Source organism: Pseudomonas sp. Tav-5-1A, assembly GCF_055755055.1.
This window is the reverse complement of record NZ_CM146901.1, coordinates 4,468,533-4,493,225: the sequence shown is the minus strand read 5'-3', so window position 1 is coordinate 4,493,225 and position 24,693 is coordinate 4,468,533. Positions and strand designations below refer to the sequence as shown.

Genomic DNA, 24,693 nt, shown 5'->3' with positions numbered 1-24,693 from the left:
GACGAAACACGGCATAAACGCGTCCTACGTAAATAGCGGGTAAAGGCACTTTGCAATATTCGCAACAATGATTATCGTTCCAGCCTCCCGACACACCCACTTTCAATAATGGTCGATCATTCCATGCAACCCGCCGGTTCCCGCACCTTTCCCCGTTGGCTGTTCGGCCTGCTGATCTTGATCCTGCTGATTGCCGCGGGCCTGTACTGGCGTGCGCAGCATTCGCCGGCCCAGCAGCATGAAGCCGGCGGCCCGCCCGAGAAAGGCCGGCCCCATGGCGGGCGGCCGGGCGGCAACCCCATGCGCCCAGGCTTCGGCCCGGCCAGTGGGCCGACGCCGGTGCGGGTGGCCCCGGCTACCGTGGGCGACTTCCCGGTCTATTTGAAAGCCCTGGGCACGGTGACTGCCACCAACACCATCAGCGTGCGCAGCCGCGTGGCCGGGGAGCTGGTGAAGGTGGCGTTCCAGGAAGGGCAGATGGTCAAGGCCGGCGACCTGCTGGCGGTGATCGACCCGCGCCCGTATGAAATTGCCCTGCAGCAGGCCCAGGGCACCCTGGCCCAGGACCAGTCGCAGTTGAAGAACGCCCAGCGCGACCTGCAACGCTATAAAGAGCTGTTCGCCCAGGACAGCATCGCCAAGCAGACCCTGGACACCGCGGAGGCGCTGGTGGGCCAGTACCAGGGCACGCTGCTCACCGACCAGGCCAACGTCAATAATGCCAAGCTCAATCTGGAATTCACCCAGATCCGCGCGCCCATCAGCGGCCGCGTGGGCCTGCGCCAGCTGGACGTGGGCAACCTGGTGGCTGCCAACGACACCACCGCCCTGGCGGTGATCACCCAGGTGCAGCCCATCAGCGTGATCTTCACCCTGCCCGAGACCACCCTCGACCCGGTGCTGGCCCGCGTGCGCAGCGGCGCCACCCTGCCGGTGGAAGCCTGGGACCGCGGCGACCGCGCCCAGCAGGCCACGGGCGTGCTGCACAGCATCGACAACCAGATCGACACCACCACCGGCACCCTGAAGTTCAAGGCCTACTTCGATAACAAGGACCTGGCGCTGTTCCCCAACCAGTTCGTCAACGTCCACCTGCTGTCCGACACCCTCAAGGACGTGGTGCTGGCGCCCTCGGCCGCCGTGCAGTTCGGCACCAACGGCACCTTCGTCTACGCCATGGACGGCAACGACAAGGTGCGCATTCGCCAACTGAAGATCGGCGCCTCCGACGGCACCGTCACGGTGGTCGAGGACGGCCTGGCCAAGGGCGACCGCGTGGTGCTGGAAGGCACCGACCGCCTGCGCGACGGCAGCAGCGTGGAAGTGGTCAATGACCCAGGCCAGGTGCCCACCACGCCAGGCGAGCACCTCAAGGGTGAAGACGCCGCCGGCAAGCAGGCCGGCAACGGCCACCGGAGCAAGGCGGGCGTATGAATCTGTCGCGGCTGTTCATCCTGCGTCCGGTAGCCACTACCCTGAGCATGCTGGCCATTATCCTGGCCGGCCTGATCGCCTACCGCCTGCTGCCGGTGTCGGCGTTGCCCCAGGTCGACTACCCGACCATCCGGGTCATGACCCTGTACCCCGGCGCGAGCCCGCAAGTGATGACCAGCGCCGTGACCGCGCCGCTGGAGCGCCAGTTCGGGCAGATGCCCGGGCTCACCCAGATGGCCTCCACCAGTTCCGGCGGCGCCTCGGTGCTGACCCTGCGCTTCAGCCTCGACATCAACATGGACGTCGCCGAGCAGCAGGTGCAGGCGGCCATCAACGCCGCCACCAACCTGCTGCCCACCGACCTGCCGGCACCGCCGGTGTACAACAAGGTCAACCCGGCCGACACCCCGGTGCTGACCCTTGCTATCAGCTCGAAAACCATGCTGCTGCCCAAGCTCAACGACCTGGTCGACACGCGCATGGCGCAGAAAATCGCCCAGATCACCGGCGTCGGCATGGTCTCCATCGCCGGCGGCCAGCGCCAGGCGGTGCGCATCAAGGTCAACCCCGAGGCGCTGGCCGCTAACGGCCTGAACCTGGCCGACGTGCGCACGCTGATCGCCGCCTCCAACGTCAACCAGCCCAAGGGCAACTTCGACGGCCCGACGCGGGTGTCGATGCTCGACGCCAACGACCAGATGGTCTCGCCCGAGGAATACGCCAACCTCATCCTCAGCTACCGCAACGGCGCGCCGCTGCGCCTGAAGGACGTGTCGACCATCGTCAACGGCGCCGAGAACGAGCGCCTGGCGGCCTGGGCCAACAACAACCAGGCGGTGCTGCTGAACATCCAGCGCCAGCCCGGTGCCAACGTGATTGAAGTGGTGGACCGCATCAAGGCGGTGCTGCCGTCGATCACCGACAACCTGCCGGCGGGCCTGGACGTGGCGGTACTCACCGACCGCACCCAGACCATCCGCGCCTCGGTGGCCGACGTGCAGCACGAGCTGCTGTTCTCCATCGCCCTGGTGGTGCTGGTGACCTTCCTGTTCCTGCGCCGTTTCAGCGCCACGATCATTCCGTCGGTGGCCGTGCCGCTGTCGCTGATCGGCACGTTCGGCGTCATGTACCTGGCCGGTTTCTCCATCAACAACCTGACGCTGATGGCCATGACCATCGCCACCGGTTTCGTGGTGGACGACGCCATCGTCATGCTGGAGAACATCTCCCGGCACATCGAGGAGGGCGAGACGCCGCTGCAGGCGGCGCTCAAGGGCGCCCGGCAGATCGGCTTCACGCTGCTGTCGCTGACCTTCTCGCTGATCGCCGTGCTGATCCCGCTGCTGTTCATGGCCGACGTGGTGGGGCGGCTGTTCCGCGAGTTCGCCATCACCCTGGCGGTGGCCATCCTGATTTCGCTGGTGGTCTCGCTGACGCTGACGCCGATGATGTGCGCACGCCTGCTCAAGCGCGAGCCCAAGCCCGAGGAACAGACGCGCTTCTACCGCGCCAGCGGCGCCTGGATCGACTGGCTGATCGAGGCCTACGGCCGCAAGCTGCAGTGGGTGCTGCGCCACCAGCCGCTGACCCTGCTGGTGGCCTTGGCCACCCTGGGCCTCACCGTGTTCCTTTATATGGTGGTGCCCAAGGGCTTCTTTCCGGTGCAGGACACCGGGGTGATCCAGGGCATCACCGAGGCGCCGCAGTCGATCTCCTTCAGTGCCATGAGCCAGCGCCAGCAGGACCTGGCGGCCATCGTGCTGCAGGACCCGGACGTCGAGAGCCTGTCTTCCTATATCGGCGTGGACGGCGACAACGCCACGCTCAACAGCGGGCGCATGCTGATCAACCTCAAGCCCCTGGGCCAGCGCAGCCACACCGCCAGTGAAGTCATCGCCAACATCCAGCCGGAAGCCGACAAGCTGGTGGGCATGCGCCTGTTCATGCAGCCGGTGCAGGACCTGACCATCGAGGACCGGGTCAGCCGCACCCAGTACCAGTTCAGCCTGTCGTCGCCCGATGCCGACCTGCTCAGCCAGTGGAGCGGCAAGCTGGTGGATGCCCTGCGCCAGCAGCCGCAGCTCACCGACGTGGCCAGCGACCTGCAGGACAAGGGCCTGCAGGTGTACCTGGTGATCGACCGCGACCAGGCCAAGCGCCTGGGCGTCAACGTCGCCGACATCACCAACGCCCTGTACGACGCCTTCGGCCAACGGCAGATTTCCACCATCTACACCCAGGCCAGCCAGTACCGCGTGGTGCTGCAGGCGGCCAACGCCTCGGTGATCGGCCCGCAGGCGCTGGAGCAGATCTACGTCAAGAGCACACCCAGCGACAGCGCCATCAACCAGACCGTGTCCAGCACCCTCACCGGTGCCAGCTCGTCGTTGCCGGTGACCAACAGCACCCAGGTGCGCCTGTCGAGCCTGGCGCACATCGAGCAGCGCCAGGCGCAGCTGGCCATCTCGCACATCGGCCAGTTCCCGGCGGTGATGGTCTCGTTCAACCTGGCGCCGGGCGTGGCCCTGGGCCAGGCGGTGGCACTGATCGAGCAGGTGCAGAAGGACATCGGCATGCCGATTGGCGTGCAGACCCAGTTCCAGGGCGCCGCGCAGGCGTTCCAGGCGTCGCTGTCGAGCACGCTGCTGCTGATTCTGGCGGCGGTGGTGACCATGTACATCGTGCTGGGCATTCTCTACGAGAGCTACATCCACCCCATCACCATCCTCTCCACGCTGCCCTCGGCGGCGGTGGGCGCCTTGCTGGCGCTACTGTTGAGCGGCAATGACCTGGGGATGATCGCCATCATCGGCATCATCCTGCTGATCGGCATCGTCAAGAAGAACGCGATCATGATGATCGACTTCGCCCTGGACGCCGAGCGCAACCAGGGGCTGGACCCGCAGACCGCCATCTACCAGGCGGCGCTGCTGCGCTTCCGGCCGATCCTGATGACCACCATGGCCGCGCTGTTCGGCGCCGTGCCGCTGATGCTGGCCGGTGGCTCGGGCGCCGAACTGCGCCAGCCGCTGGGCCTGGTGATGGTGGGCGGGCTGCTGGTGAGCCAGGTGCTGACGCTGTTCACCACCCCGGTGATCTACCTGTACTTCGACCGCCTGGGGCGCCGCTGGCGCAAGGCACCGGCCGCTGAACCGCAGGCGTCGGCATGAACCTGTCGGCCCCCTTCATTCGCCGCTCGGTGGCGACCATGCTGCTCAGCGTCGCGGTGATGCTGCTGGGCGGCGTCAGCTTCGGCCTGCTGCCGGTGTCGCCGCTGCCGCAGATGGACTTCCCGGTGATCGTGGTGTCGGCCAACCTGGCCGGCGCCAGCCCCGAGGTCATGGCCTCCACCGTGGCCACGCCGCTGGAGCGCGCCTTCGGCAGCATCTCCGGCGTCAGCAACATGAACAGCCGCTCCAGCCAGGGCTCGACGCGGGTGATCCTGCAGTTCGACATGGACCGCGACATCAACGGCGCCGCCCGCGAGGTGCAGGCGGCCATCAACGCCTCGCGGCCGCTGCTGCCCAGCGGCATGCGCAGCATGCCCACCTACAAGAAGGTCAACCCGGCGCAGGCACCGATCATGGTGCTGTCGCTGACCTCCGACGTGCTGCAGAAGGGCCAGCTGTACGACCTGGCATCCACCATCCTGTCCCAGAGCCTGTCCCAGGTGGACGGGGTAGGGGAGGTGCAGATCGGCGGCAGCTCGCTGCCGGCGGTGCGCGTGGAGGTCGAGCCCAACCTGCTCAACCAGTACGGCGTGGCCCTGGACGAGGTGCGCACCACCATCGCCAACGCCAACGTGCGCCGGCCCAAGGGCTTCGTCGAAAGCGGCGAGCACAACTGGCAGGTGCAGGCCAACGACCAGCTGGAAAAGGCCAAGGACTATGGCCCGCTGATCATTCGCTACCAGAACGGCTCGGCCCTGCGCCTGAGCGACGTGGCCAAGCTCACCGACGGCGTGGAAGACCGCTACAACGCCGGCTTCTTCAACGACGACGCGGCGGTGCTGCTGGTGATCAACCGCCAGGCCGGCGCCAACATCATCAAGACCGTGGCGCAAATCAAGGCGCAGCTGCCGGCCCTGCAAGCGGTGTTGCCGGCCAGCGTGCGGCTGAACATCGCCATGGACCGCTCGCCGGTGATCACCGCCACCCTGCACGAGGCCGAGAGCACCCTGCTGATCGCCGTGGCCCTGGTGGTGCTGGTGGTGTACCTGTTCCTGGCCGACTGGCGCGCCTCGCTGATTCCCACCCTGGCGGTGCCGGTGTCGCTGGTGGGCACCTTCGCCATCATGTACCTGTGGGGCTTCTCGCTGAACAACCTGTCGCTGATGGCGCTGATCCTGGCCACGGGGCTGGTGGTGGACGACGCCATCGTGGTGCTGGAGAACATCGCGCGGCACATCAACGCCGGCATGGCGCCCATGAAGGCCGCCTACCAGGGCGCCCGGGAAGTGGGCTTCACCCTGCTGGCGATGAACGCCTCGCTGGTGGCGGTGTTCATGTCGATCCTGTTCATGGGCGGCATCATCGAGAAGCTGTTCCGCGAATTTTCCATCACCCTCTCGGCGGCCATCGTGGTGTCGCTGCTGGTGTCGCTGACCCTCACCCCCATGCTCTGCGCGCGCTGGCTCAAGCCCCACGACCACGGCCACGAAACCCGCCTGCAGCGCTGGAGCAACCGCGTGCACGAGGCCATGGTGCGCGGCTACGACCGCACCCTGGGCTGGGCCCTGGCGCACCGGCGGCTGACCCTGATCAGCCTGGTGGTCACCATCGGCGTCAACATCGCCCTGTACGTGGTGGTGCCCAAGACCTTCATGCCCCAGCAGGACACCGGCCAGCTGATGGGCTTCGTGCGCGGCGACGACGGCCTGTCGTTCACCGTCATGCAGCCGAAGATGGAAGCCTTCCGCCGCGCCATCATCGCCGACCCGGCGGTGCTCAGCGTCGCCGGCTTCATCGGCGGCAACAACGGCACCAACAACGCCACCATCCTGGTGCGCCTCAAGCCCATCAAGGAGCGCGACGTCAACGCCCAGCAGGTCATCGAGCGCCTGCGCAAGAACCTGCCCAAGGTGCCTGGCGCACGGCTGATGCTGATGGCCGACCAGGACCTGCAGTTCGGCGGCGCCCGCGACCAGACCACCAACCAGTACCAGTACATCATCCAGAGCGGCGACCTGGCCGCGCTGCGCACCTGGTACCCGAAGATCACCGAGGCGTTCAAGCGCCTGCCGGAGCTGACCTCCATCGATGCCCGCGAAGGCCGTGGCGCACCCCAGGTGACCCTGGTGGTGGACCGCGACCAGGCCAAGCGCCTGGGCATCGACATGAGCACCGTCACCGGGGTGCTCAACAACGCCTACAGCCAGCGGCAGATCTCCACCATCTACGACAGCCTCAACCAGTACGAAGTGGTGATGGAGATCAACCCCAAGTACGCCCAGGACCCGGTTACCCTCGACCAGGTGCAGGTGATCAACTCCGCCGGCGCGCGGGTGCCGCTGTCGAGCATCGCCCACTACGAGAACAGCCTGGCCGACGACAGCGTCAGCCACGAGGGCCAGTTCGCCTCGGAGAGCATCTCCTTCGACCTCGCCGAGGGCGTGCCACTGGACCGTGCCACCGCCGCCATCGAGCGCGCCATTGCTTCCTTGGGGCTGCCCGAGGACATCATCGTCAAGGTGGCCGGCACCGGTGACGCCTTCGCCGCGGCGCAGAAGAGCCAGCCGTGGATGATTCTCGGCTCGCTGGTGCTGGTGTACCTGGTGCTGGGTATCCTCTACGAGAGCTACGTGCACCCGCTGACCATTCTTTCCACGCTGCCGTCGGCGGGGGTGGGCGCGCTGCTGAGCATCTACGTCACCGGCGGCGAGTTCAGCCTGATCTCGCTGCTGGGGCTGTTCCTGCTGATCGGCGTGGTGAAGAAGAACGCCATTCTGATGATCGACCTGGCGCTGCAGCTGGAACGCGAGCAGGGCATGGGCCCGTTCGACTCGATTCGCCAGGCCTGCCTGCAACGCCTGCGGCCGATCCTGATGACCACGCTGGCGGCCATCCTTGGCGCGCTGCCGCTGCTGATCGGCGGCACCGAGGGCGCGGAGATGCGCCAGCCGCTGGGCCTGGCCATCATCGGCGGGCTGATCTTCAGCCAGATCCTGACCCTGTACACCACCCCGGTGGTCTACCTCTACCTCGATCGCCTGCGCCACCGGGTCAACCGCTGGCGCGGCGTGCGTACCGATGCATCCCTGGAAACCCCGCTATGAACAAGCCGACCGTGCTGCTGCGCCCCTTGACCTGCCAGATGGCCACCGCCCGCGGCTCGCGCCTGCTCAACCTGGGCCTGAGCGCGCTGATGCTCACTGGCCTGCTGCTGGGCGGCTGTGCCGTGGGGCCTGACTACAAGCGCCCGGACGTGGCCGCGCCGGCGCAGTTCAAGGAAGCCCAGGGCTGGCGCCAGGCGCAGCCCAGCGACGCCCTGGCCCGCGGTGCCTGGTGGGAAGTGTACGGCGACACCCAGCTCAACGGCCTGGTGGAGCGCCTGAACCACGCCAACCAGACCGTGGCGCAATATGAAGCCCAGTACCGCCAGGCCCAGGCGCTGGTGAAGAGCGCGCGTGGCGCGTTCTTCCCCACCGTCGACCTCAGCGCCAGCAAGACCCGCTCCGGCCAGGGCGCCGGCAGCAGCAACAGCAACACCAGCCTGGGCAGTGCCGGCAGCGGCATTCGCAACAGCTACTCGGCCCAGGCCAACGTCAGCTGGGAAGCCGACGTGTGGGGCAAGCTGCGCCGCGGCCTGGAAGCCGACAAGGGCAGCGCCCAGGCCAGCCTCGCCGACCTTGCGTCTATGCGCCTGAGCCTGCAGTCGGAGCTGGTGCAGAACTACCTGCAACTGCGGGTCATTGACCAGCAGAAGCGCCTGCTTGAGGCCACGGTGCAGGCCTACGAGCGCTCGCTGACCATGACCCAGAACCAGTACAAGGTCGGCGTCTCGGGCGCCGATGCGGTGGCCCAGGCGCAGACCCAGCTGCGCACCACCCAGGCCGACCTGGTGGACCTGCGCTGGCAGCGCGCCCAGTACGAGAACGCCATCGCCGTGCTGATGGGCGTGCCGCCGGCCGATTTCAACCTGGCCGAGAGCCAGGCCATCCCGGCGCTGCCGCAGATCCCCGTGCAGGTGCCGTCGCAGTGGCTGGAGCGGCGCCCCGACATCGCCGCCGCCGAGCGTTCGGTGATGGCCGCCAACGCCAACATCGGCGTGGCCAAGAGCGCCTATTACCCGGACCTGACCCTGAGCCTGTCGGGTGGCTACAGCAGCAGCACCTTCGCCAACTGGCTGAGCCTGCCCAACCGCTTCTGGTCGGTGGGCCCGCAACTGGCCGGCACGCTGTTCGACGGCGGCCAGCGTTCGGCCGAGGTGGACCGCACCGAGGCGGTCTACGACCAGACCGTGGCCCAGTACCGGCAGACCGTGCTCAACGGCTTCCAGGAGGTGGAAAACTACATGGTCCAGCTCAAGGTGTACGAAGACGAGGCCCAGGTGCGCGAGCAGGCGCTGGAGTCGGCGCGCGAGTCCCTGCGCCTGACCACCAACCAGTACAAGGCCGGCCTCATCGCCTACCTGGACGTGGTGACGGTGCAGGCCACGGCGTTGAGCAACGAGCGCAGCGTGCTCAACGTGCTGCAGAGCCGCCTGGTGGCCAGCGTGCAACTGATCGCCGCGCTGGGCGGCGGCTGGGATGGGCAGCTGGAATTGAGCCGCGCGCCTTGATGCCGTTCGTCTGAAAGGTTAAGGTCAGCACCGGCCCTGTACAACGCTGTACAGCGGCCGGACCCTTGTAGAAGCTGGATTCGGTGATGGCAAAGCGATATCCCGCCAAGCCCCCGTATTCAGGCGCTCTTCGCAAGCAAACAAACGTTTAATTGCGTACAATCCCGGGCAGATTTTTCGCAGGGAACGCGTCGTATTTGCCGGTTTCGAGAGTCGCATGCTGATTGGTAGTTATTCCCCCTCCCTGGTTGTCATTTCACTGTGCGTGGCCATGCTGGCGTCCTATACGGCGCTCGACCTGGTTGGCCGCATCGCCACCGCGAAGGGGCGCGCGGTGTATTTCTGGATGGCCGGTGGCTCGCTGTCCATGGGCGTCGGCGTGTGGTCGATGCACTTTATCGGCATGCTCGCCTTCAGCCTGCCCATCGCCCTGGGGTATGACCTCAAGCTGACCGCGCTGTCGCTGTTGATCGCCGTGCTGTCCTCGGGCTTCGCCCTGTGGCTGGTGAGCCAGCCGCGGCTGCCGTTCGGGCAACTGGCCTTCGGCGCGCTGATCATGGGCAGCGGCATCGCCACCATGCACTACACCGGCATGGCCGCCATGCGCATGACTCCGGGGATCCAGTACGACCCCGTGCTGTTCATCGATTCCATCATCATTGCCATCGGCGCCTCGGCGGCCGCCCTCTACATAGCGTTCCGCCTGCGCCATGCCGCGCCCCACGTGGTGCTGGCGCGCGGCGTGGCCTCGGTGGTGATGGGCGTGGCCATAGTGGGCATGCACTACACCGGCATGGCCGCAGCCATGTTCCCCGAGGGCAGCGCCTGTGGCGCCCTGGGCGGTGGCCTGACCGGCAAGGGCCTGGACTACATGGTGCTGATCACCAGCCTGGCGGTGCTGGGCATCACCCTGCTGACCTCGGTGCTGGACGCGCGCATGGAGGCACGCACCGCTGACCTGGCCAACTCCCTGCGCCTGGCCAACCGCGAGCTGACGCAGCTGGCCCTGCACGACAACCTCACCGGCCTGCCCAACCGCATGCTGCTGGCCGACCGCATCGAGCAGGCGATCCAGATGGTGGACGAGAAGGGCGGCTGCTTCGCGCTGATGTTCATCGACCTGGACGGCTTCAAGCCGGTGAACGACGCCTTCGGCCACTTCACCGGCGACGAGCTGCTGCGCGCCGTGGCCCTGCGCCTGCGTGGCAACCTGCAGGGCCAGGACACCCTGGCGCGCATCGGTGGCGACGAGTTCGTGCTGCTGGTGGCCCTCGACGAGCCGGACGACGTGCCCACCGTGGCCGCCCGCCAGGTCGCCCTGATCGCCCAGCCGTTCCGGGTGGCCGAGCAGAACCTGCAGATCTCCGCCAGCATTGGCATCGCCCTGTACCCCGGCAACGGCACTGACCAGCACAGCCTGCTGATGAACGCCGACGCCGCCATGTACCACGCCAAGAGCGCGGGCAAGAACTGCTACAGCTTCTTCGACGGCTCCATGAACACCAACGCGCGCAAGCAACTGCAACTGTTGCAGGACCTGCGCATGGCGGTGGAGCGCGGCCAGCTGCGCCTGCACTACCAGCCCAAGTTCGAGGCCAGCACTGGCCAGCCGGTGGGCGCCGAGGCGCTGCTGCGCTGGCAGCACCCGGACATGGGCTTGCTGGCGCCGGACCGTTTCATTGACCTGGCGGAGAAGACCGGGCTGATCATCGGCATCGGCGACTGGGTGCTGGACGAGGCGTGCCGGCAGATGCGCGAGTGGGCGTTGCAGGGCTACGGCCACTGGCGCATAGCGGTGAACCTGTCGGCGCTGCAATTCTGCCACGTGGGCCTGGTGGCCAGCGTCGCGGCGGCGCTTGAACGGCACCAGCTGGCGGCGAACAACCTGACCCTGGAGATCACCGAGACCACCGCCATGAACGACGCCGACGCCAGCATGAGCGTGCTGCGCCAGCTGTCGGACATGGGCGTGGACCTGTCCATCGATGACTTCGGCACCGGCTACTCCAGCCTGATGTACCTCAAGCGCCTGCCGGCCAACGAGCTGAAGATCGACCGCGGCTTCGTCCGTGACCTGGAGCAGGACAGCGACGACGCCGCCATCGTCTCGGCCATTGTCGCCCTGGGCCAGGCCCTGGGCCTGCGTATCGTCGCCGAGGGCGTGGAGACCGATAACCAGCAGAACTTCCTGACCCGCCTGGGCTGTGACTCGCTGCAGGGTTTTCTGTTGGGCCACCCCTTGCCGGCGGAGCGCTTCATGGCCGATATTCACGCGGCGGAAAATCTGCAGCGCGCGTCGGGCGCCTGAATTTCGTACTATTAGCCAGCCTTCAACCCTGCAATCCCCATGAGGAGTGTACCGAGGTCCATGGATAAAGTTATCGTCATCACCGGCGGCAGCCGTGGCATCGGTGCCGCCACTGCGCGCCTGGCCGCCCGCCAGGGTTACCGCGTGTGCATCAACTACCTGGCCGATGAACAGGCCGCCCAGACCACCCTGGCCGAGCTGCGCGAGCTGGGCGCCCAGGCCATCGCCGTGCGCGCCGACGTCAGCGTCGAGGACGAGGTGGTGCACCTGTTCAACCGCGTCGACGCCGAGCTGGGCACGGTCAGCGTGCTGGTCAACAACGCCGCCACTGTGGGCCACACCTCGCGGGTCGACGAAATGTCCGAATTCCGCCTGCTGAAGCTGCTCAAGAGCAACGTTGCCGGGCCGATCCTGTGTGCCAAGCACGCCATCCTGCGCATGTCCACCCGCCATGGCGGGCAGGGTGGCAGCATCGTCAACGTCTCCTCGGTGGCCGCGCGCTTGGGCTCGCCGGGCGAGTACGTCGATTACGCGGCGTCCAAGGGTGCGCTGGATACCTTCACTGTGGGCCTGGCCAAGGAGCTGGCCGGCGAGAGCGTGCGGGTCAACGCGGTGCGGCCGGGGTACATCTATACCGAGTTCCATGCCCTGAGCGGCGACCCGGATCGGGTCAGCAAGCTGGAGCCGGGGATTCCCATGGGGCGGGGCGGGCAGCCCCACGAGGTGGCCGAGGCGATCCTGTGGTTGGCCTCGGAGCAGGCCAGCTACACCACCGGCAGCTTCCTCGACCTGGGTGGCGGCCGCTGAGCTGCCGGTGTAGCCGCTGCCGCGAGGCTGCGCTGGGACGTGCTACCGCTACATAACTCAAGTGAGGCAGCTGTTGCTCTTGCTTCCGTGCGGCCTTTGATCTTGATTGTGTGCCCCGTAAAGCGCCAGGGCCGACTGGAGGCGGCGCTCAAGCGGTCCACGGCGTAGCCGGGGAAGACGGAACCGGAGGCGCTTCTATTCCGGGCCGTCGGCCGCTTGGGCGACGCCGGAGGGAGGGGACCCGCAGCGAAGCGTAGGGACCAAGCAGGGGCAAGCCTTTTTTGGTTACTTTTTGAGGCGTTTGTCAAAAAGTGACCCGCCGTAAGGGCGGAAAGGTGATAGTGCATCACCCTGAATGCTGGATATTCATACGGCTTTGGAATCCCGCTTCGGCGATTTCGAACATATCCATTTTCGCGGGGATACCACCGACCGTTTCGCCCTTACGGCGACTCCCTTTTTGGCAGTCGCCCGGTGTGCCGGCCCAGCCAAAAAGGAAGCAAAAAGGGCTCGCCCCTGCTTGGGCCCTCCGCTGCGCTACGGGTCCCCTCCCTCCGGCGTCGCTCAAGCGGACGACGGCCCGGAATAGAAGCGCCTCCGGTTCCGTCTCCCTCGGCTCCGCCGAGGCCCGCTTGATCAACGCCTCCGGTCGGCCCGGGCGCTTAACGGGGCCAAGATCAAAGTCAAAAGCCAGATCAAGATCAAAAGCACATCAAAAGCCAGATCAAAAGCAGATCAAAAGCTGTTGGATGCGAAAAAGCCCCGGGTTCTCATCGAAGCCGGGGCTTTTTCTTGCAGCTTGCAGCTGCTGTTACTTCACCGCCTGCATCCGCATCTGCAGGTAATCCTTCTTGTCCACTTCCTTCGCATCACGCTTGCCCAGGTCCGCCATCGGAATCCGGTAGGTTTCCTTGGCCGCGTAGGCCGCGAGGGCTGCGATGATGGTGATGCCGAACGCCATTGCACCCACGGTCATCGGGATGTTGTCCGAGCCGGGCGGGGCGATGGCGGCGAACAGGGCCGGCAGCAGCGCGGTGATCATGGTGCCCACGTTCTGCGAGATGGCCATGGCCGACACGCGGTAGCGGGTCTGGAACAGTTCCGGGTAGAAGCTTGGGAAGATCGCGTTGTAGCCCTGGTAGACCACACCCCACATCAGCAGCGACATGGTGAAGGCCAGGGGCACGCTGTGGATGCTGATCGCGTACAGGTAACCGAAGGCCAGCAGGCCCGAGCCCAGGGCGCCACCCATGATCATCGGGCGACGGCCGATCTTGTCCGACCAGTTGCCCACGAACGGGATCACCACCACGGCGACGATGTTGCCGATCACCGGAATCCACAGGTACACGCTCTTCGAGAAGCCGATGCCGTAGGCCGGCTGCACCGCGTAGGCCGCACCGAAGATGGTGGCCACCACCGGGATCACGTTCATCAGCGCCATGCAGGTCACCAGGCACATGTTGCGCCAGTTGTGCTGGAAGGCCTCGACGATGGGTGCTTTCGGCAGTTCGGTGCTGGCTTCTTCCTTGACGAAGGCCGGGGTCTCGTGGACCTCTTTACGGATGATGTAGCCGGCGATCAGCACGATGGCGCTGAGCAGGAACGGAATCCGCCAGCCCCAGCTGTTGAACGCATCGTCAGGCATGAAGTAGGCCAGTGGCAGGAAGATCGCCGCGGCGAAGATCTGCCCTGCCTGCACGCCCTGCAGGGTGTAGCTGGCGTAGTAGCCCCTTCTGCCGAAGGGCGCGTGCTCCATGATCATGGAACTGGCCCCGGAGATCTCGCCGGCTACCGCGAAGCCCTGGATCAGGCGCAGCACCACCAGCAGGACCGGCGCCAGCATGCCAACCTGGCTATAGGTAGGCAGCAGGCCCACGGCCATGGTCGCGAAGCCCATCAGGAACATGCACAACAGCAGCACGTTCTTGCGGCCGCGGGTGTCACCCCAGTGGCCCAGGAACGCAGCACCGATCGGACGGGCGATGTAACCCACGCCATAAGTAGCCAGCGAGGCGACGATAGCGATCTTGGGGTCGGTGGACGGGAAGAAGATTTGCGGGAATATCAGCGCCGCAGCCTGGGCGTAGATAAAGAAGTCATAGTACTCGAGCGCCGAGCCAATCCAGCCGCTGGCGGTCGCTTTCTTGGTCTGCTTTGAGCCGTGGGACTCGGTGGATACTTGATCCATGGGTGTCTCCGTTGTTTTTATTATAGAGCAATATCATTTTAGGTAACGCTGGCCGTCAGCTGGGGTCGAAACCAAAACTAACTGGATAGTTAACAAATATCAGCCGCCATGATCTGTGTCAATACGGCAACCCGGTGGCCCATGCGAACCTGTGCGATTGCCGGTCATTATTATGACACCAGTGAAAAAGTTTGTGCAGCGAATGGCATCAGTGGTGCGTCTGGCGCAAGGGTTGGCGCCCGGTTGGTCTGACAGAGCTTGCCTGAAGTAGTGGCACCGCGCTATATCTTCGTCTGGCCCTGCCGATAAGGGGTTCTGCGACTGTCCGTTCTGTTGGAGCACCTTCTTGAACTTCCCCGTTTTGCCCGATGACTCACGCCTGCCGCCGGGCGAACAGACGGCCGCGTCGATTGAAGTGGTGCTGGCCGGCGCGCGCGCCTGGCCCAAGGCTTGCGCGTGGGTGTGGTACCGGGATGGCGAGCCCATGCACCGGGCGGCCCAGGGCGGCGCCTTCTGCCAGTGGCCTGCGACACTGGCAGCCGACGACCTCGACGCGTTTTGCCGCACCGAGGGCTTGCATCGCTGGCCCACCGGCCAGGGCGAGCGTGCCCTGGGCTGGCTGCTGGCGCCACGCAGCGAGGCGCACAACCTGCAGTTGGCCGAGCTGGCCCGGGAGCTGGGCACGCGGGTGCAGAGCGAGGCCCTGGCGCGGGCGCAGATCACCCAGCGGGTGCTGTACGAAATCACCTACCTGGCCAGCTCCACCCGTGACCGGGCGGCGTTCCTCGAAGGCGTGCACCGGCACCTGGCCACGCTGATCGACGCCGAGAACTTCTACCTGGCGCTGTACGACCCCCAGCACGGCAAGGTCTCGTACCCTTATTACGTGGACATCATCGACGTCGATGCCATCGAGGCCGAAAGCCACGAATACCTGGACCCCGAGTGCCTGTCCCTGACCGGCTACGTGCTGATCAGCGGCCAGCCGCTGATGGTCGACGCCGTGGGCATGCGCCGCGCCGAGCAGGAAGGGCGCTTCGCCCCCCTGGGCCATCGCCCCGAGTTCTGGATGGGCGCGCCGCTGAAGAACGCCTCGGACGAGGTGTTCGGCATGCTTGCCATGCAGGTCTACGAGGTGTCGCGTATTTATAGCGCCGAGGACCGCGAGCTGTTCCTGGTGGTGGCCCGCCACGTGGCCATGGCCCTGGACCGCATCCTGCACCGGGTCGACCTGGAGGAGACGGTGTCGCGGCGCACCCAGGAGCTGTCCGAGCTCAACGATGCCCTGCGCCAGGAAGTGGTCGAGCGCGAGCGCGCCGAGCACCTGCACAGCGCGCTGTTCCAGATTGCCGAGCTGTCCAGCCAGCCTGGGGACATGGCCGAGCTGTTCCAGAGCCTGCACAGCATCGTCGGCGACCTGCTGTTCGCGCGCAATTTCTACATCGCGCTGTTCGAGGTGATGACCGGCGAGGTGACCTTCCCCTATTACATCGACGAACAGAGCGCCGCCGTGCCGCCGCCACGCCGTGGCCGCCGTGGGCTGACCGAGTACGTGATCCGCCAGCGCCGGCCTTGCCTGATCGACTACGACGACGCTACCGAGCTGATGGCCAGCGGCGAGATCACCCACAACCCCGGGCCCATCCGCTCGCAGTCGTGGCTGGGCATCCCGCTGTTCGAGGGCACCCAGGTGCGCGGCGTGCTGGTGGTGCAGAGCTATTCGCCGATGATCCGCTATAGCCAGCGCGACCAGGAGTTGCTGACCTTCGTCTCCCGGCACATCGACACCGCGTTGTCGCGGCGCAGCGCCGCCGAGGCGGTGCACGCCGCCAACCTGATGCTCGAGGCGCGGGTGCAGAGCCGCACCCGCGAACTGGACCACGCCAACGCCAAGCTGCAGCATGAAAACGCCCACGACGCCCTGACCGGGCTGCCCAACCGCAGCCACCTGCAGCAACGCCTGCAGCAGGCTTGGGAGGATTTCTGCCGGCAACAACGGCCGCTGGTGGTGATGTTCATCGACCTGGACCGCTTCAAGATGGTCAACGACAGCCTCGGCCACCATTTCGGCGACCTGCTGCTGACCCAGGCCGCCACGCGCCTGCGCAACTGCCTGCGCCAGGACGACCTGCTGGCGCGCCTGGGCGGCGACGAGTTCGCGGTGCTGGCACCCAGCGCCGACCTCGATGTGGCGGTGGACCTCGCCGAGCGCATCCTGCTGGCCTTCGACCTGCCGTTCAACATTGACGGCCACGGGGTGTTTTCCTCGTGCAGCATCGGCATCGTCAGCGCCGACGGGCAGTTCCACCATGAGCCGGCGGACCTGTTGCGTGACGCCGACACCGCCATGTACCGGGTCAAGAACGCCGGCCGCGACAGTTTCGCGGTGTTCAACCAGCAGGTGCGCCGCGAGGTCACCGACCAGATGGAGCGCGAGGGCGCCTTGCGCAACGCGCTCAAGCGCGACGACGAGCTGCTGGCGTATTTCCAGCCCATCGTCAGCGTCGAAAGCGGTGCGGTGGTGGCGCTGGAAGCGCTGATCCGCTGGCGCCAGGCCGACGGCCGCATCACCGCGCCAGGGCAGTTCCTGCCGGCGCTGGAAGGCCTGCGGCTGATTGGCCGGCTGGACCTGTACATGCTCAACCGCATTGCCGAAATCCTCGCCCGGCCCGAGCACGCGCACTGGCCGCCGGTGCACGTCAACTGTTCCAGCTACAGCATCACCCGGCCCGAGTTTGCCAGCGAAGTGCTGGCGCTGCTGCAGCGCCACGGCATCGACGCCCACCGCCTGTGCCTGGAACTGACCGAAGGCGGCCTGGTGGCCGAGCCCGAGCGCGCCCGGCAGACCATGCAGCAACTGGCCGAACACGGCCTGAGCGTGATGCTCGACGACTTCGGCGCCGGCTTCTCGTCGCTCAGCTACGTGCACCAGTACCGCTTCAGCGGCCTGAAGATCGACAAATCCTTCATCCTCGAACTGACCGCCAGCGAACGCAGCCGCGCCATCGTCCGCGCCATCGTGCGCATGGCCGACTCGCTGGGGCTGCCAGTGGTGGCCGAAGGCGTGGAAGACGAGGCCACCTTGCAGCTGCTCAAGGAGATGGGCGCGTCGCAGGCGCAGGGGTATTACTTTGCGCGGCCGATGGCGATGGAGTTGCTGGAGTTGCCGCAGTGAGGCAGTTACGGATGGTAGACTGCCAATACCGAGCCGACCAAAGGACCGATTGTCATGCGCCCATCCGTTGCCCTTCTTAACAAGGAAGCTGCTGTCCGTGAGGTCGTGGGGCGCTTCCGCACCGCCAATCCTCGGGTTTTTGGCTCGGTACTGCAGGGTACCGACCAGGATGGCAGTGACCTGGACTTGCTGGTAGACGCGTTGCCTGGTGCAACACTGTTTGACTTGGGTGGGCTGCAGGCCGAATTGGAAGACCTGTTGGGGGTAGCGGTCGATGTGCTGACGCCGGGTGATCTTCCGATCAAATTCAGGGAGCGGGTCGTCGCTCAGGCGCGCCCGGTATGATGGAGCAACGGCTTGATGACTACCTGGCGCATATCCGCGAGGCTGCCCAGGATGCCCTGGTCTTTGTCGAAGGGCTTCAGATCGAAGAGTTTCTCGAGGATAAGCGCACGCAACAGGCGGTAATCATGAGCCTCGTCATTCTTGGCGAAGCATCGACCAAAGTCATGGATAAATATCCTGAGTTTGCTGCGGCACATCCAAACGTTCCTTGGCGCAGCATGAGAACGATGCGCAACCGAATTGCTCATGGGTATTTTGACATTAACCTCGAAATCGTCTGGCAGACGGTGAAATCCGCGCTGCCCGATTTGCTTGGCGTGCTGCCTTCGCAAATCCAACGCTGACGCAGCCTTCGGCACGCGCTCCCTGTAGCAGCGGCCGCCAGGCCGCGTCAGGGGCGCCGCGGTTGACTGGGGACGCAGCCTGCGGCAGCTGCTACGGGGGTTAGATGACCGAACCGGGCACGCTGGCCTTGACGTGGTGGCGGGCGTCCACTGCGCCGGCCACGGTGAGGGCGTCGGCCTCGGCCTCGGTGATGGGCACGCGATGGCCATTGAGCTCGGCGATGGACATGCGCAACTGGTCGTCGGTGGTGATGCGCACGTCGGTCGCCAGGCCTTCGCAACGCCTGTCGGCGTCGACCAGGGTGCAACGTTGGGTCTGGGCATTGATTTCCACGGGCATGGCTCATCTCCTTGTTCTGTTGGGCACTCAAGGGTTGGACAACAGCCATGCGGCGCGGGCCCTTCGCGCTGATCAACGGTCGGCCGATTAAAGGTTCTTCAGGCTACTCCTCACAAACGTTTGCCGGGCCTACACTGATCCGGCGTGTGCCTGGTGGTGGCGTCCTGTCCTGCGTACGGAACAAACCCGATGCTTGGAATTGTGCGTGTCGCGCTGAACCGGCCTTATACCTTCGTGGTGTTGGCCATTTTCATCCTCATCGTCGGCCCCCTGGCGGCGTGGCGGACGCCTACGGACATTTTTCCGGAGATCCGCATTCCGGTCATCGCCGTGATCTGGCAATACACCGGCCTGCCGCCCGACCAGATGGCCGGGCGCATCACCTCGCCGTTCGAGCGGGTGCTGACCACCACGGTGAACGACGTGCGCCACATCGACGCCGAGTCGCTGAACGGCTTCGGCATCGTCAAGGTGTACTTCCAGCCCAACGTCAACATCAGCACCGCCAACGCCCAGCTGACCTCGGTAGCCCAGGTGATCCTGCGGCAGCTGCCGCCGGGTACCACGCCGCCGCTGATCCTCAACTACAGCGCTTCCACCGTGCCCATCGTGCAGCTGGCGCTGTCGGGCCAGGGCCTGAGCGAGCAGCGCCTGGGCGACCTGGGCCTGAACAGCGTGCGCCTGCTGCTGACCTCGGTGGCCGGCGCCGCCATGCCGTACCCGTTCGGCGGCAAGAGCCGCCAGGTGCAGATCGACATCGACTCCGCTGCCCTGCAGGCCCGCGGCCTGTCGGCCCAGGACGTGGCCAACGCCCTGGCCGGGCAGAACCTGATCACGCCGGTGGGTACCGAGAAAATCGGCCGTTACGAATACGTCATGCAGCTGAACAACGCGCCCTCGGCCATCGCCGACCTGGAAGCCCTGCCCATCAAGGCCGCCGACGGCACCACGGTGCTGATGCGCGACGTGGCCAGCGTGCGCGACGGCGCGCCGCCGCAAACCAACATCGTCCACGTCAACGGCAGCCGCTCGGTGCTGATCACCGTGCTCAAGACCGGTTCGGCGTCCACCCTGGGGGTGATCGCCGGCATCAAGGACAAACTGGCCGAATCCAAGGCGGCCTTGCCCGACAACCTCAAGATCGACTTCATCGGTGACCAGTCACTGTTCGTCCGCGCCGCCATCAGCAGCGTGGCCCGCGAGGCGGTGATCGCCGCAGCGCTGACCAGCCTGATGATTTTGCTGTTCCTGGGCAGTTGGCGCTCGACGGTGATCATCGCCGTGTCGATCCCCTTGGCCATCCTGGCCTCCATCGCCACCCTGGCGGCGCTGGGGGAAACCCTGAACATCATGACCCTGGGCGGCCTGGCCCTGGCCGTGGGCATCCTGGTGGACGATGCGACGGTGACCATTGAAAACATCAACTGGCACCTGGAGCAGGGCAAGCAGGTGCGCGAAGCGATCCTCGACGGCGCGGCGCAGATCGTCACCCCGGCGTTCGTGTCGCTGCTGTGCATCTGCATCGTGTTCGTGCCGATGTTTTTCCTCGACGGCATCGCCCGCTTCCTGTTCGTGCCGATGGCCGAGGCGGTGATGTTCGCCATGATCGCCTCGTTCATCCTGTCGCGCACCCTGGTGCCGACCATGGCCAACTTCCTGCTCAAGCCCCACGAAGCGCACGAGGAAGGCGCGCACAAAAAGCCCTCGCGCAACCCGTTGGTACGCTTCCAGCAAGGCTTCGAGGCGCGTTTCGAACAGATACGCGAGGGCTACCATGGCCTGCTCGAACGGGTGCTGCACCGGCGTGGATTGTTCCTGCTGGCGTTTTTCGCCTTCGTGCTGCTGTCGTTCGGGCTGGCGCCGTTCCTGGGGCGGGACTTCTTCCCCAGCGTCGACTCCGGGCAGATCCTGATGCACGTCCGCGTGCCGGTGGGCACCCGCATCGAAGACACCGCACAGGTGATCTACCGCGTCGAGCAGGCCGTGCGGGGCATCGTCCCCGCCGAGGAGCTGGGCGCGGTGGTGGACAACATCGGGCTGTCGGTGAGCGGCATCAACACCGCCTACAACAACACCGGCACCGTTGGTTCCCAGGACAGCGACGTGCAGATCTCGTTGAACGAGGGCCACCGCGCCACGGCCGACTACATCCGCCAGATGCGCGAGCAACTGCCCCAGGCGTTCCCCGGCGTGGTGTTCTCGTTCCCGCCCTCGGACATCGTCGGGCAGATCCTCAACTTCGGTTCGGCCGCGCCCATCGACCTGCAGGTGTCGGGGGCTAACCTGGCCGGCAACTTCGCCTACGCCAACAGCGTGCTGCGCGAGATTCGCCGGGTGCCGGGGGTGGTGGACGCGCGGCTGCAGCAGTCTCGGCAATTGCCCAGCTTCAAGATCAACGTCGACCGTACCCGCGCGCAACTGGTGGGCATCACCGAGCGCGACATCACCAATAGCCTGGTGGTGAACCTGGCCGGCTCCAGCCAGGTGGCGCCCACCTATTGGCTGAACAACGCGAACGGCATTTCCTACCCCATCGTGCTGCAGACGCCGCAGTACAAGCTGGACACCCTGGGCGCGCTGCATGACCTGCCGCTGAGCGCCAGCGGGCAGGGTGCCAACGGGCAACTGCTGGGCGGCCTGGCGACGTTCGAGCGCAGCCAGAGCAATTCGGTGCTGACCCAGTCGGACATCCAGCCGGTGGTGGAGGTGTACGCGTCGATCCAGGGGCGCGACCTGGGCGCGGTGGCGGCGGATATCCAGGCCGTCATCGATGCCCACGGCAAAGACCTGCCCAAGGGCTCCAAGGCGACGCTGCAGGGCCAGGTGCAAACCATGAACAGCGCGTTCAACGGCATGTTCTTCGGCCTGCTGGGGGCGGTGGTGCTGATCTATCTGCTGATCGTGGTCAACTTCCAGTCCTGGCTCGACCCGTTCGTGATCATCACCGCCCTGCCGGCGGCCCTGGCGGGTATTGTGTGGATGCTGTTCGCCACCCACACCACGCTGTCGGTGCCGGCGCTGACCGGGGCCATCATGTGCATGGGCGTGGCCACCGCCAACTCGATCCTGGTGGTGAGCTTCTGCCGCGAGCGCCTCAACGAACATGGCGACTCGCTGAAAGCCGCGCTGGAGGCCGGCTACACCCGCTTCCGGCCGGTCTTGATGACGGCCCTGTCGATGATCATCGGCATGGCGCCGATGGCCCTGAGCCTGGGCGAGGGCGGTGAGCAGAACGCACCCCTGGGCCGGGCGGTGATCGGTGGGCTGGCCTTCGCCACCTGCGCCACGCTGTTCCTGGTGCCGGCCATTTTCAGCATTGTCCATGCCCGTGACGGGCGCGAGGCCGTTGCCCAGCGCAGCGGCCAGGAGGCCTGACATGTCAGCGCAGCATTCGGCAAGCTCCCGGCGCGGCCGCCTGGCACTGATCGGGGGGGTGGTGCTGGTGATTGTGGTGGTGGTCGCCGGGGTCAGCACTCGCGCCACCGAGTCGCGCAACCTCAAGGCCTGGACCGACACCCAGGCCATGCCCACGGTGGTGCTGATCGCGCCGAGCCGGCCGGACAAGGGCCCGGTGCTGAACCTGCCGGGGCGCCTTGAAGCCTGGTCGCGGGCCTCGATCTTCGCCCGGGTCAGCGGCTACCTGAAATCCTGGACCGTGGACATTGGCGGCAAGGTCAAGGCCGGGCAGTTGCTGGCCGAGATCGATGCCCCGGAGCTGGACCAGCAGTTGCTGCAGGCCCGGGCCCAGTTGGCCACCAGCCAGGCCAATGCGCAACTGGCGGCCACCACCGCCCACCGCTGGCAGGTGATGCTGGCGTCCGATTCGGTGTCGCGCCAAGACGTCGACCAGCGCGTCGGTGACCTGGCGGCCAAACAGGCCGAAGTCGCCTCCGCCAAGGCCAACGTCGACCGGTTGCTGGCCACCAAGGGCTTCCAGCGGCTGGTGGCGCCCTTCGACGGCGTGGTCACCGCGCGCGCCACCGACGTCGGCGCGTTGATCAACGCCGGCAGCGGCGGCACCGGGCCGGAGCTGTTCGCGGTGTCCGACATCAGCCGCCTGCGCGTGTACGTGCAGGTGCCCCAGGCCTTTGCCGCGCAGGTGCGCGAAGGCACCAGCGCCAGCCTCACCGTGCCCGAATACCCCAAGGACAGCTTCCAGGCCAAGGTGGTGGCCCGTGCGGACGCCATCAACCCGGCGTCCGGCGCCACCCTGGTGCAACTGATGGTCGACAACAAGGCCGCGCGGCTGATGCCGGGGGCGTTCGCCAACGTGCATTTTGACCTGCCGACCCAGGCCGACACCCTGCGCCTGCCGGCCAGCGCGCTGCTGTTTGATGACCAGGGGCTGCGCGTGGCCACCCTGGACGGCAACGACCATGTCAAATTCAAGACCGTGACCATCGCCCGCGACTTCGGCGACACGGTGGAGATCGGCTCGGGTCTGGCGCCGAATGACCGGGTCATCGACACCCCGCCCGATGGCTTGGCCGACAACGACGCGGTGAAGATCAGCCCGCCGCCCCAGCAGGGCAGCAACCATGGTTAAGCGCCTTGCGGCCCTGTGCCTGGCCGTGTTGCCCTGTGCCTGTTCGCTGGCGCCGCCTTATAAAGTGCCACCCATCGACACCGCGGCGCAGTACCGCAACGTAGGGCCCTGGGCGCCGGCGCAACCGGCCGACCAGATGAACCGCGACGGCTGGTGGACGATTTACCACGACAGCCGCCTGAACGCCCTGCAGCGGCAACTGGCCGCCAACAACCCCGACCTCAGCGCCGCCGTCGCCCACTACGCCCAGGCCCAGGCATTCCTGGCCCAGGTGCGCTCCGACCTGTTCCCCACGCTCAAGGGCTTCGCCAATCCCCAGCGTATCCGCCAATCCGACACCCGCCCACTGCGCGCCACCGGTGGGCCCAGCGACTACAACTCGGTGACCGTGGGCGTGGAGCTGGACTACGAGGTCGACCTGTGGGGGCGGGTGCGCAACTCGGTCGACGCGGGCGCCGACGAGGCCCAGGCCGCCGCTGCCGACCTGGCGTCGGCACGGCTAAGCCTGCAGACCCAGCTCACCGACGACTACATTCGCCTGCGCGGGCTGGACCAGCAGACCCAGCTGCTGCGCGCCACCACCGACGCCTTCGCCAAGGCCCTGAACCTCACCGAAGGCCTGCATGGCGGCGGCATCGTCTCCGGCCTGGACGTGGCGCGGGCGCGCACCCAGCTGTCGTCGGCCAAGTCGCAGTTGTCGCAGAACCAGGCCCAGCGGGCGCTGATGGAGCACGCCATCGCCGCCCTGGTCGGCGCCCAGCCGGCCCAGTTCAGCGTGCCGGTGGACACCGCGCGCATCGAGCTGCCGGTGGTGCCCGCGGGGGTGCCGTCGGCGCTGCTACAACGCCGCCCCGACATCGCCGCGGCCGAACGCCGGGTGGCCGAGGCCAACGCCAAGATCGGTATCGCCCGCGCCGCCTATTTCCCCACCATCACCCTCAGCCCGCAAATCGGCTACCAGAGCGACCAGTACGCCGGCCTGCTGGCGGCGCCCAACCTGTTCTGGTCCATCGGCCCCTCGCTGGTGGCCACCCTGCTCGATGGCGGCAAGCGCAAGGCCGGCGTCGACGCCGCCCGCGCCGCCACCGACGAAGCCGCCGGCCACTACCGCAGCACCGTGCTCGGCGCCTTCCAGCAGGTAGAAGACAACCTCACCCTGATCGCCGGCCTGGGCAGCGCCCTGCAGGACCAGCGCGACGCCGCCAGCGCGGCCCACGACTCGGAAAACCTCGCCCTGTCGCGCTACAAGGACGGCGCCGTGGGCTACCTCGACGTGGTCGAGGCCCAGACCGCCGCCTTGCAGGCGCAAAGCGGCGTGCTCGACCTGCAGACACGCCAGTTGAGCGCCAACGTACAGCTGGTAAAAGCCCTCGGCGGCGGTTGGAGCACAACCCTGTAGCAGCGGCCGCAGGCCGCGTCCGGGG

14 protein-coding genes are annotated in these 24,693 nt (G+C 66.5%); 12 read left to right on the top strand and 2 right to left on the bottom strand.

Annotated elements, in window-relative coordinates:
• The first annotated feature begins 108 nt into the window (after positions 1-108).
• The 6 genes from AC0J42_RS20330 (at position 109) to AC0J42_RS20305 (ending at position 12,328) form a co-directional block, all read left to right on the top strand.
• Positions 109-1,434 carry an MdtA/MuxA family multidrug efflux RND transporter periplasmic adaptor subunit gene (locus AC0J42_RS20330; protein WP_416425465.1) on the top strand — a complete coding sequence of 442 codons (1,326 nt, stop codon included), beginning with the start codon at positions 109-111 and terminating at the stop codon, positions 1,432-1,434.
• A complete protein-coding gene (locus AC0J42_RS20325; protein WP_473003399.1) occupies positions 1,431-4,604 on the top strand; it encodes an MdtB/MuxB family multidrug efflux RND transporter permease subunit in 3,174 nt (1,057 codons plus the stop codon). Before AC0J42_RS20330 ends, AC0J42_RS20325 begins: the two co-directional genes overlap by 4 nt.
• Positions 4,601-7,708 (top strand): efflux RND transporter permease subunit, encoded by a 3,108-nt coding sequence (locus tag AC0J42_RS20320; RefSeq protein ID WP_473003397.1) that lies wholly within the window; start codon positions 4,601-4,603, stop codon positions 7,706-7,708. Before AC0J42_RS20325 ends, AC0J42_RS20320 begins: the two co-directional genes overlap by 4 nt.
• Complete coding sequence (locus tag AC0J42_RS20315; RefSeq protein WP_473003396.1) at positions 7,705-9,213, top strand: efflux transporter outer membrane subunit; 1,509 nt, start codon at positions 7,705-7,707, stop codon at positions 9,211-9,213. The genes AC0J42_RS20320 and AC0J42_RS20315 overlap by 4 nt, the downstream gene beginning before the upstream one ends.
• 217 nt (positions 9,214-9,430) lie before the next feature.
• Positions 9,431-11,521 carry a putative bifunctional diguanylate cyclase/phosphodiesterase gene (locus AC0J42_RS20310; protein WP_473003394.1) on the top strand — a complete coding sequence of 697 codons (2,091 nt, stop codon included), beginning with the start codon at positions 9,431-9,433 and terminating at the stop codon, positions 11,519-11,521.
• 60 nt (positions 11,522-11,581) lie between these two features.
• Positions 11,582-12,328, top strand: a complete 747-nt coding sequence (locus AC0J42_RS20305; protein ID WP_473003393.1) for an SDR family oxidoreductase — start codon at positions 11,582-11,584, stop codon at positions 12,326-12,328.
• 811 nt (positions 12,329-13,139) lie between these two features.
• Here the strand turns inward: AC0J42_RS20305 and AC0J42_RS20300 are convergent.
• The gene (locus AC0J42_RS20300; RefSeq protein ID WP_416425459.1) at positions 13,140-14,519 is read right to left on the bottom strand and encodes an MFS transporter; all 1,380 of its coding nucleotides are present in this window, start codon (positions 14,517-14,519) and stop codon (positions 13,140-13,142) included.
• Positions 14,520-14,865: 346 nt separating this feature from the next.
• Between AC0J42_RS20300 and AC0J42_RS20295 the strand changes: the two genes are divergently transcribed.
• Genes AC0J42_RS20295 through AC0J42_RS20285 form a run of 3 tightly spaced genes read left to right on the top strand, consistent with a single transcriptional unit; the run spans position 14,866 to position 18,383 of the window.
• The gene (locus tag AC0J42_RS20295) at positions 14,866-17,694 is read left to right on the top strand and encodes a bifunctional diguanylate cyclase/phosphodiesterase (RefSeq protein ID WP_473003392.1); all 2,829 of its coding nucleotides are present in this window, start codon (positions 14,866-14,868) and stop codon (positions 17,692-17,694) included.
• 54 nt (positions 17,695-17,748) lie between these two features.
• A complete protein-coding gene (locus AC0J42_RS20290) occupies positions 17,749-18,039 on the top strand; it encodes a nucleotidyltransferase family protein (protein WP_416425457.1) in 291 nt (96 codons plus the stop codon).
• Positions 18,036-18,383: a HepT-like ribonuclease domain-containing protein gene (locus tag AC0J42_RS20285; RefSeq protein ID WP_473003389.1), complete on the top strand. Its 348-nt coding sequence runs from the start codon at positions 18,036-18,038 to the stop codon at positions 18,381-18,383. Before AC0J42_RS20290 ends, AC0J42_RS20285 begins: the two co-directional genes overlap by 4 nt.
• 100 nt (positions 18,384-18,483) lie before the next feature.
• Here the strand turns inward: AC0J42_RS20285 and AC0J42_RS20280 are convergent, their stop codons facing one another.
• Complete coding sequence (locus AC0J42_RS20280; protein WP_416425456.1) at positions 18,484-18,723, bottom strand: DUF3203 family protein; 240 nt, start codon at positions 18,721-18,723, stop codon at positions 18,484-18,486.
• Positions 18,724-18,912: 189 nt separating this feature from the next.
• On the opposite strand from AC0J42_RS20280, the gene AC0J42_RS20275 reads away from it, so the two are divergent.
• The 3 genes from AC0J42_RS20275 to AC0J42_RS20265 are packed head-to-tail and all read left to right on the top strand — an operon-like array spanning position 18,913 to position 24,668.
• Positions 18,913-22,098, top strand: a complete 3,186-nt coding sequence (locus AC0J42_RS20275) for an efflux RND transporter permease subunit (protein ID WP_416425455.1) — start codon at positions 18,913-18,915, stop codon at positions 22,096-22,098.
• A gap of 1 nt (position 22,099) precedes the next feature.
• Entirely contained in the window at positions 22,100-23,269 is a 1,170-nt protein-coding gene (locus AC0J42_RS20270; protein WP_473003386.1) for an efflux RND transporter periplasmic adaptor subunit, read from the top strand.
• The gene (locus AC0J42_RS20265; protein ID WP_473003384.1) at positions 23,262-24,668 is read left to right on the top strand and encodes an efflux transporter outer membrane subunit; all 1,407 of its coding nucleotides are present in this window, start codon (positions 23,262-23,264) and stop codon (positions 24,666-24,668) included. Before AC0J42_RS20270 ends, AC0J42_RS20265 begins: the two co-directional genes overlap by 8 nt.
• Positions 24,669-24,693: the final 25 nt, after the last annotated feature.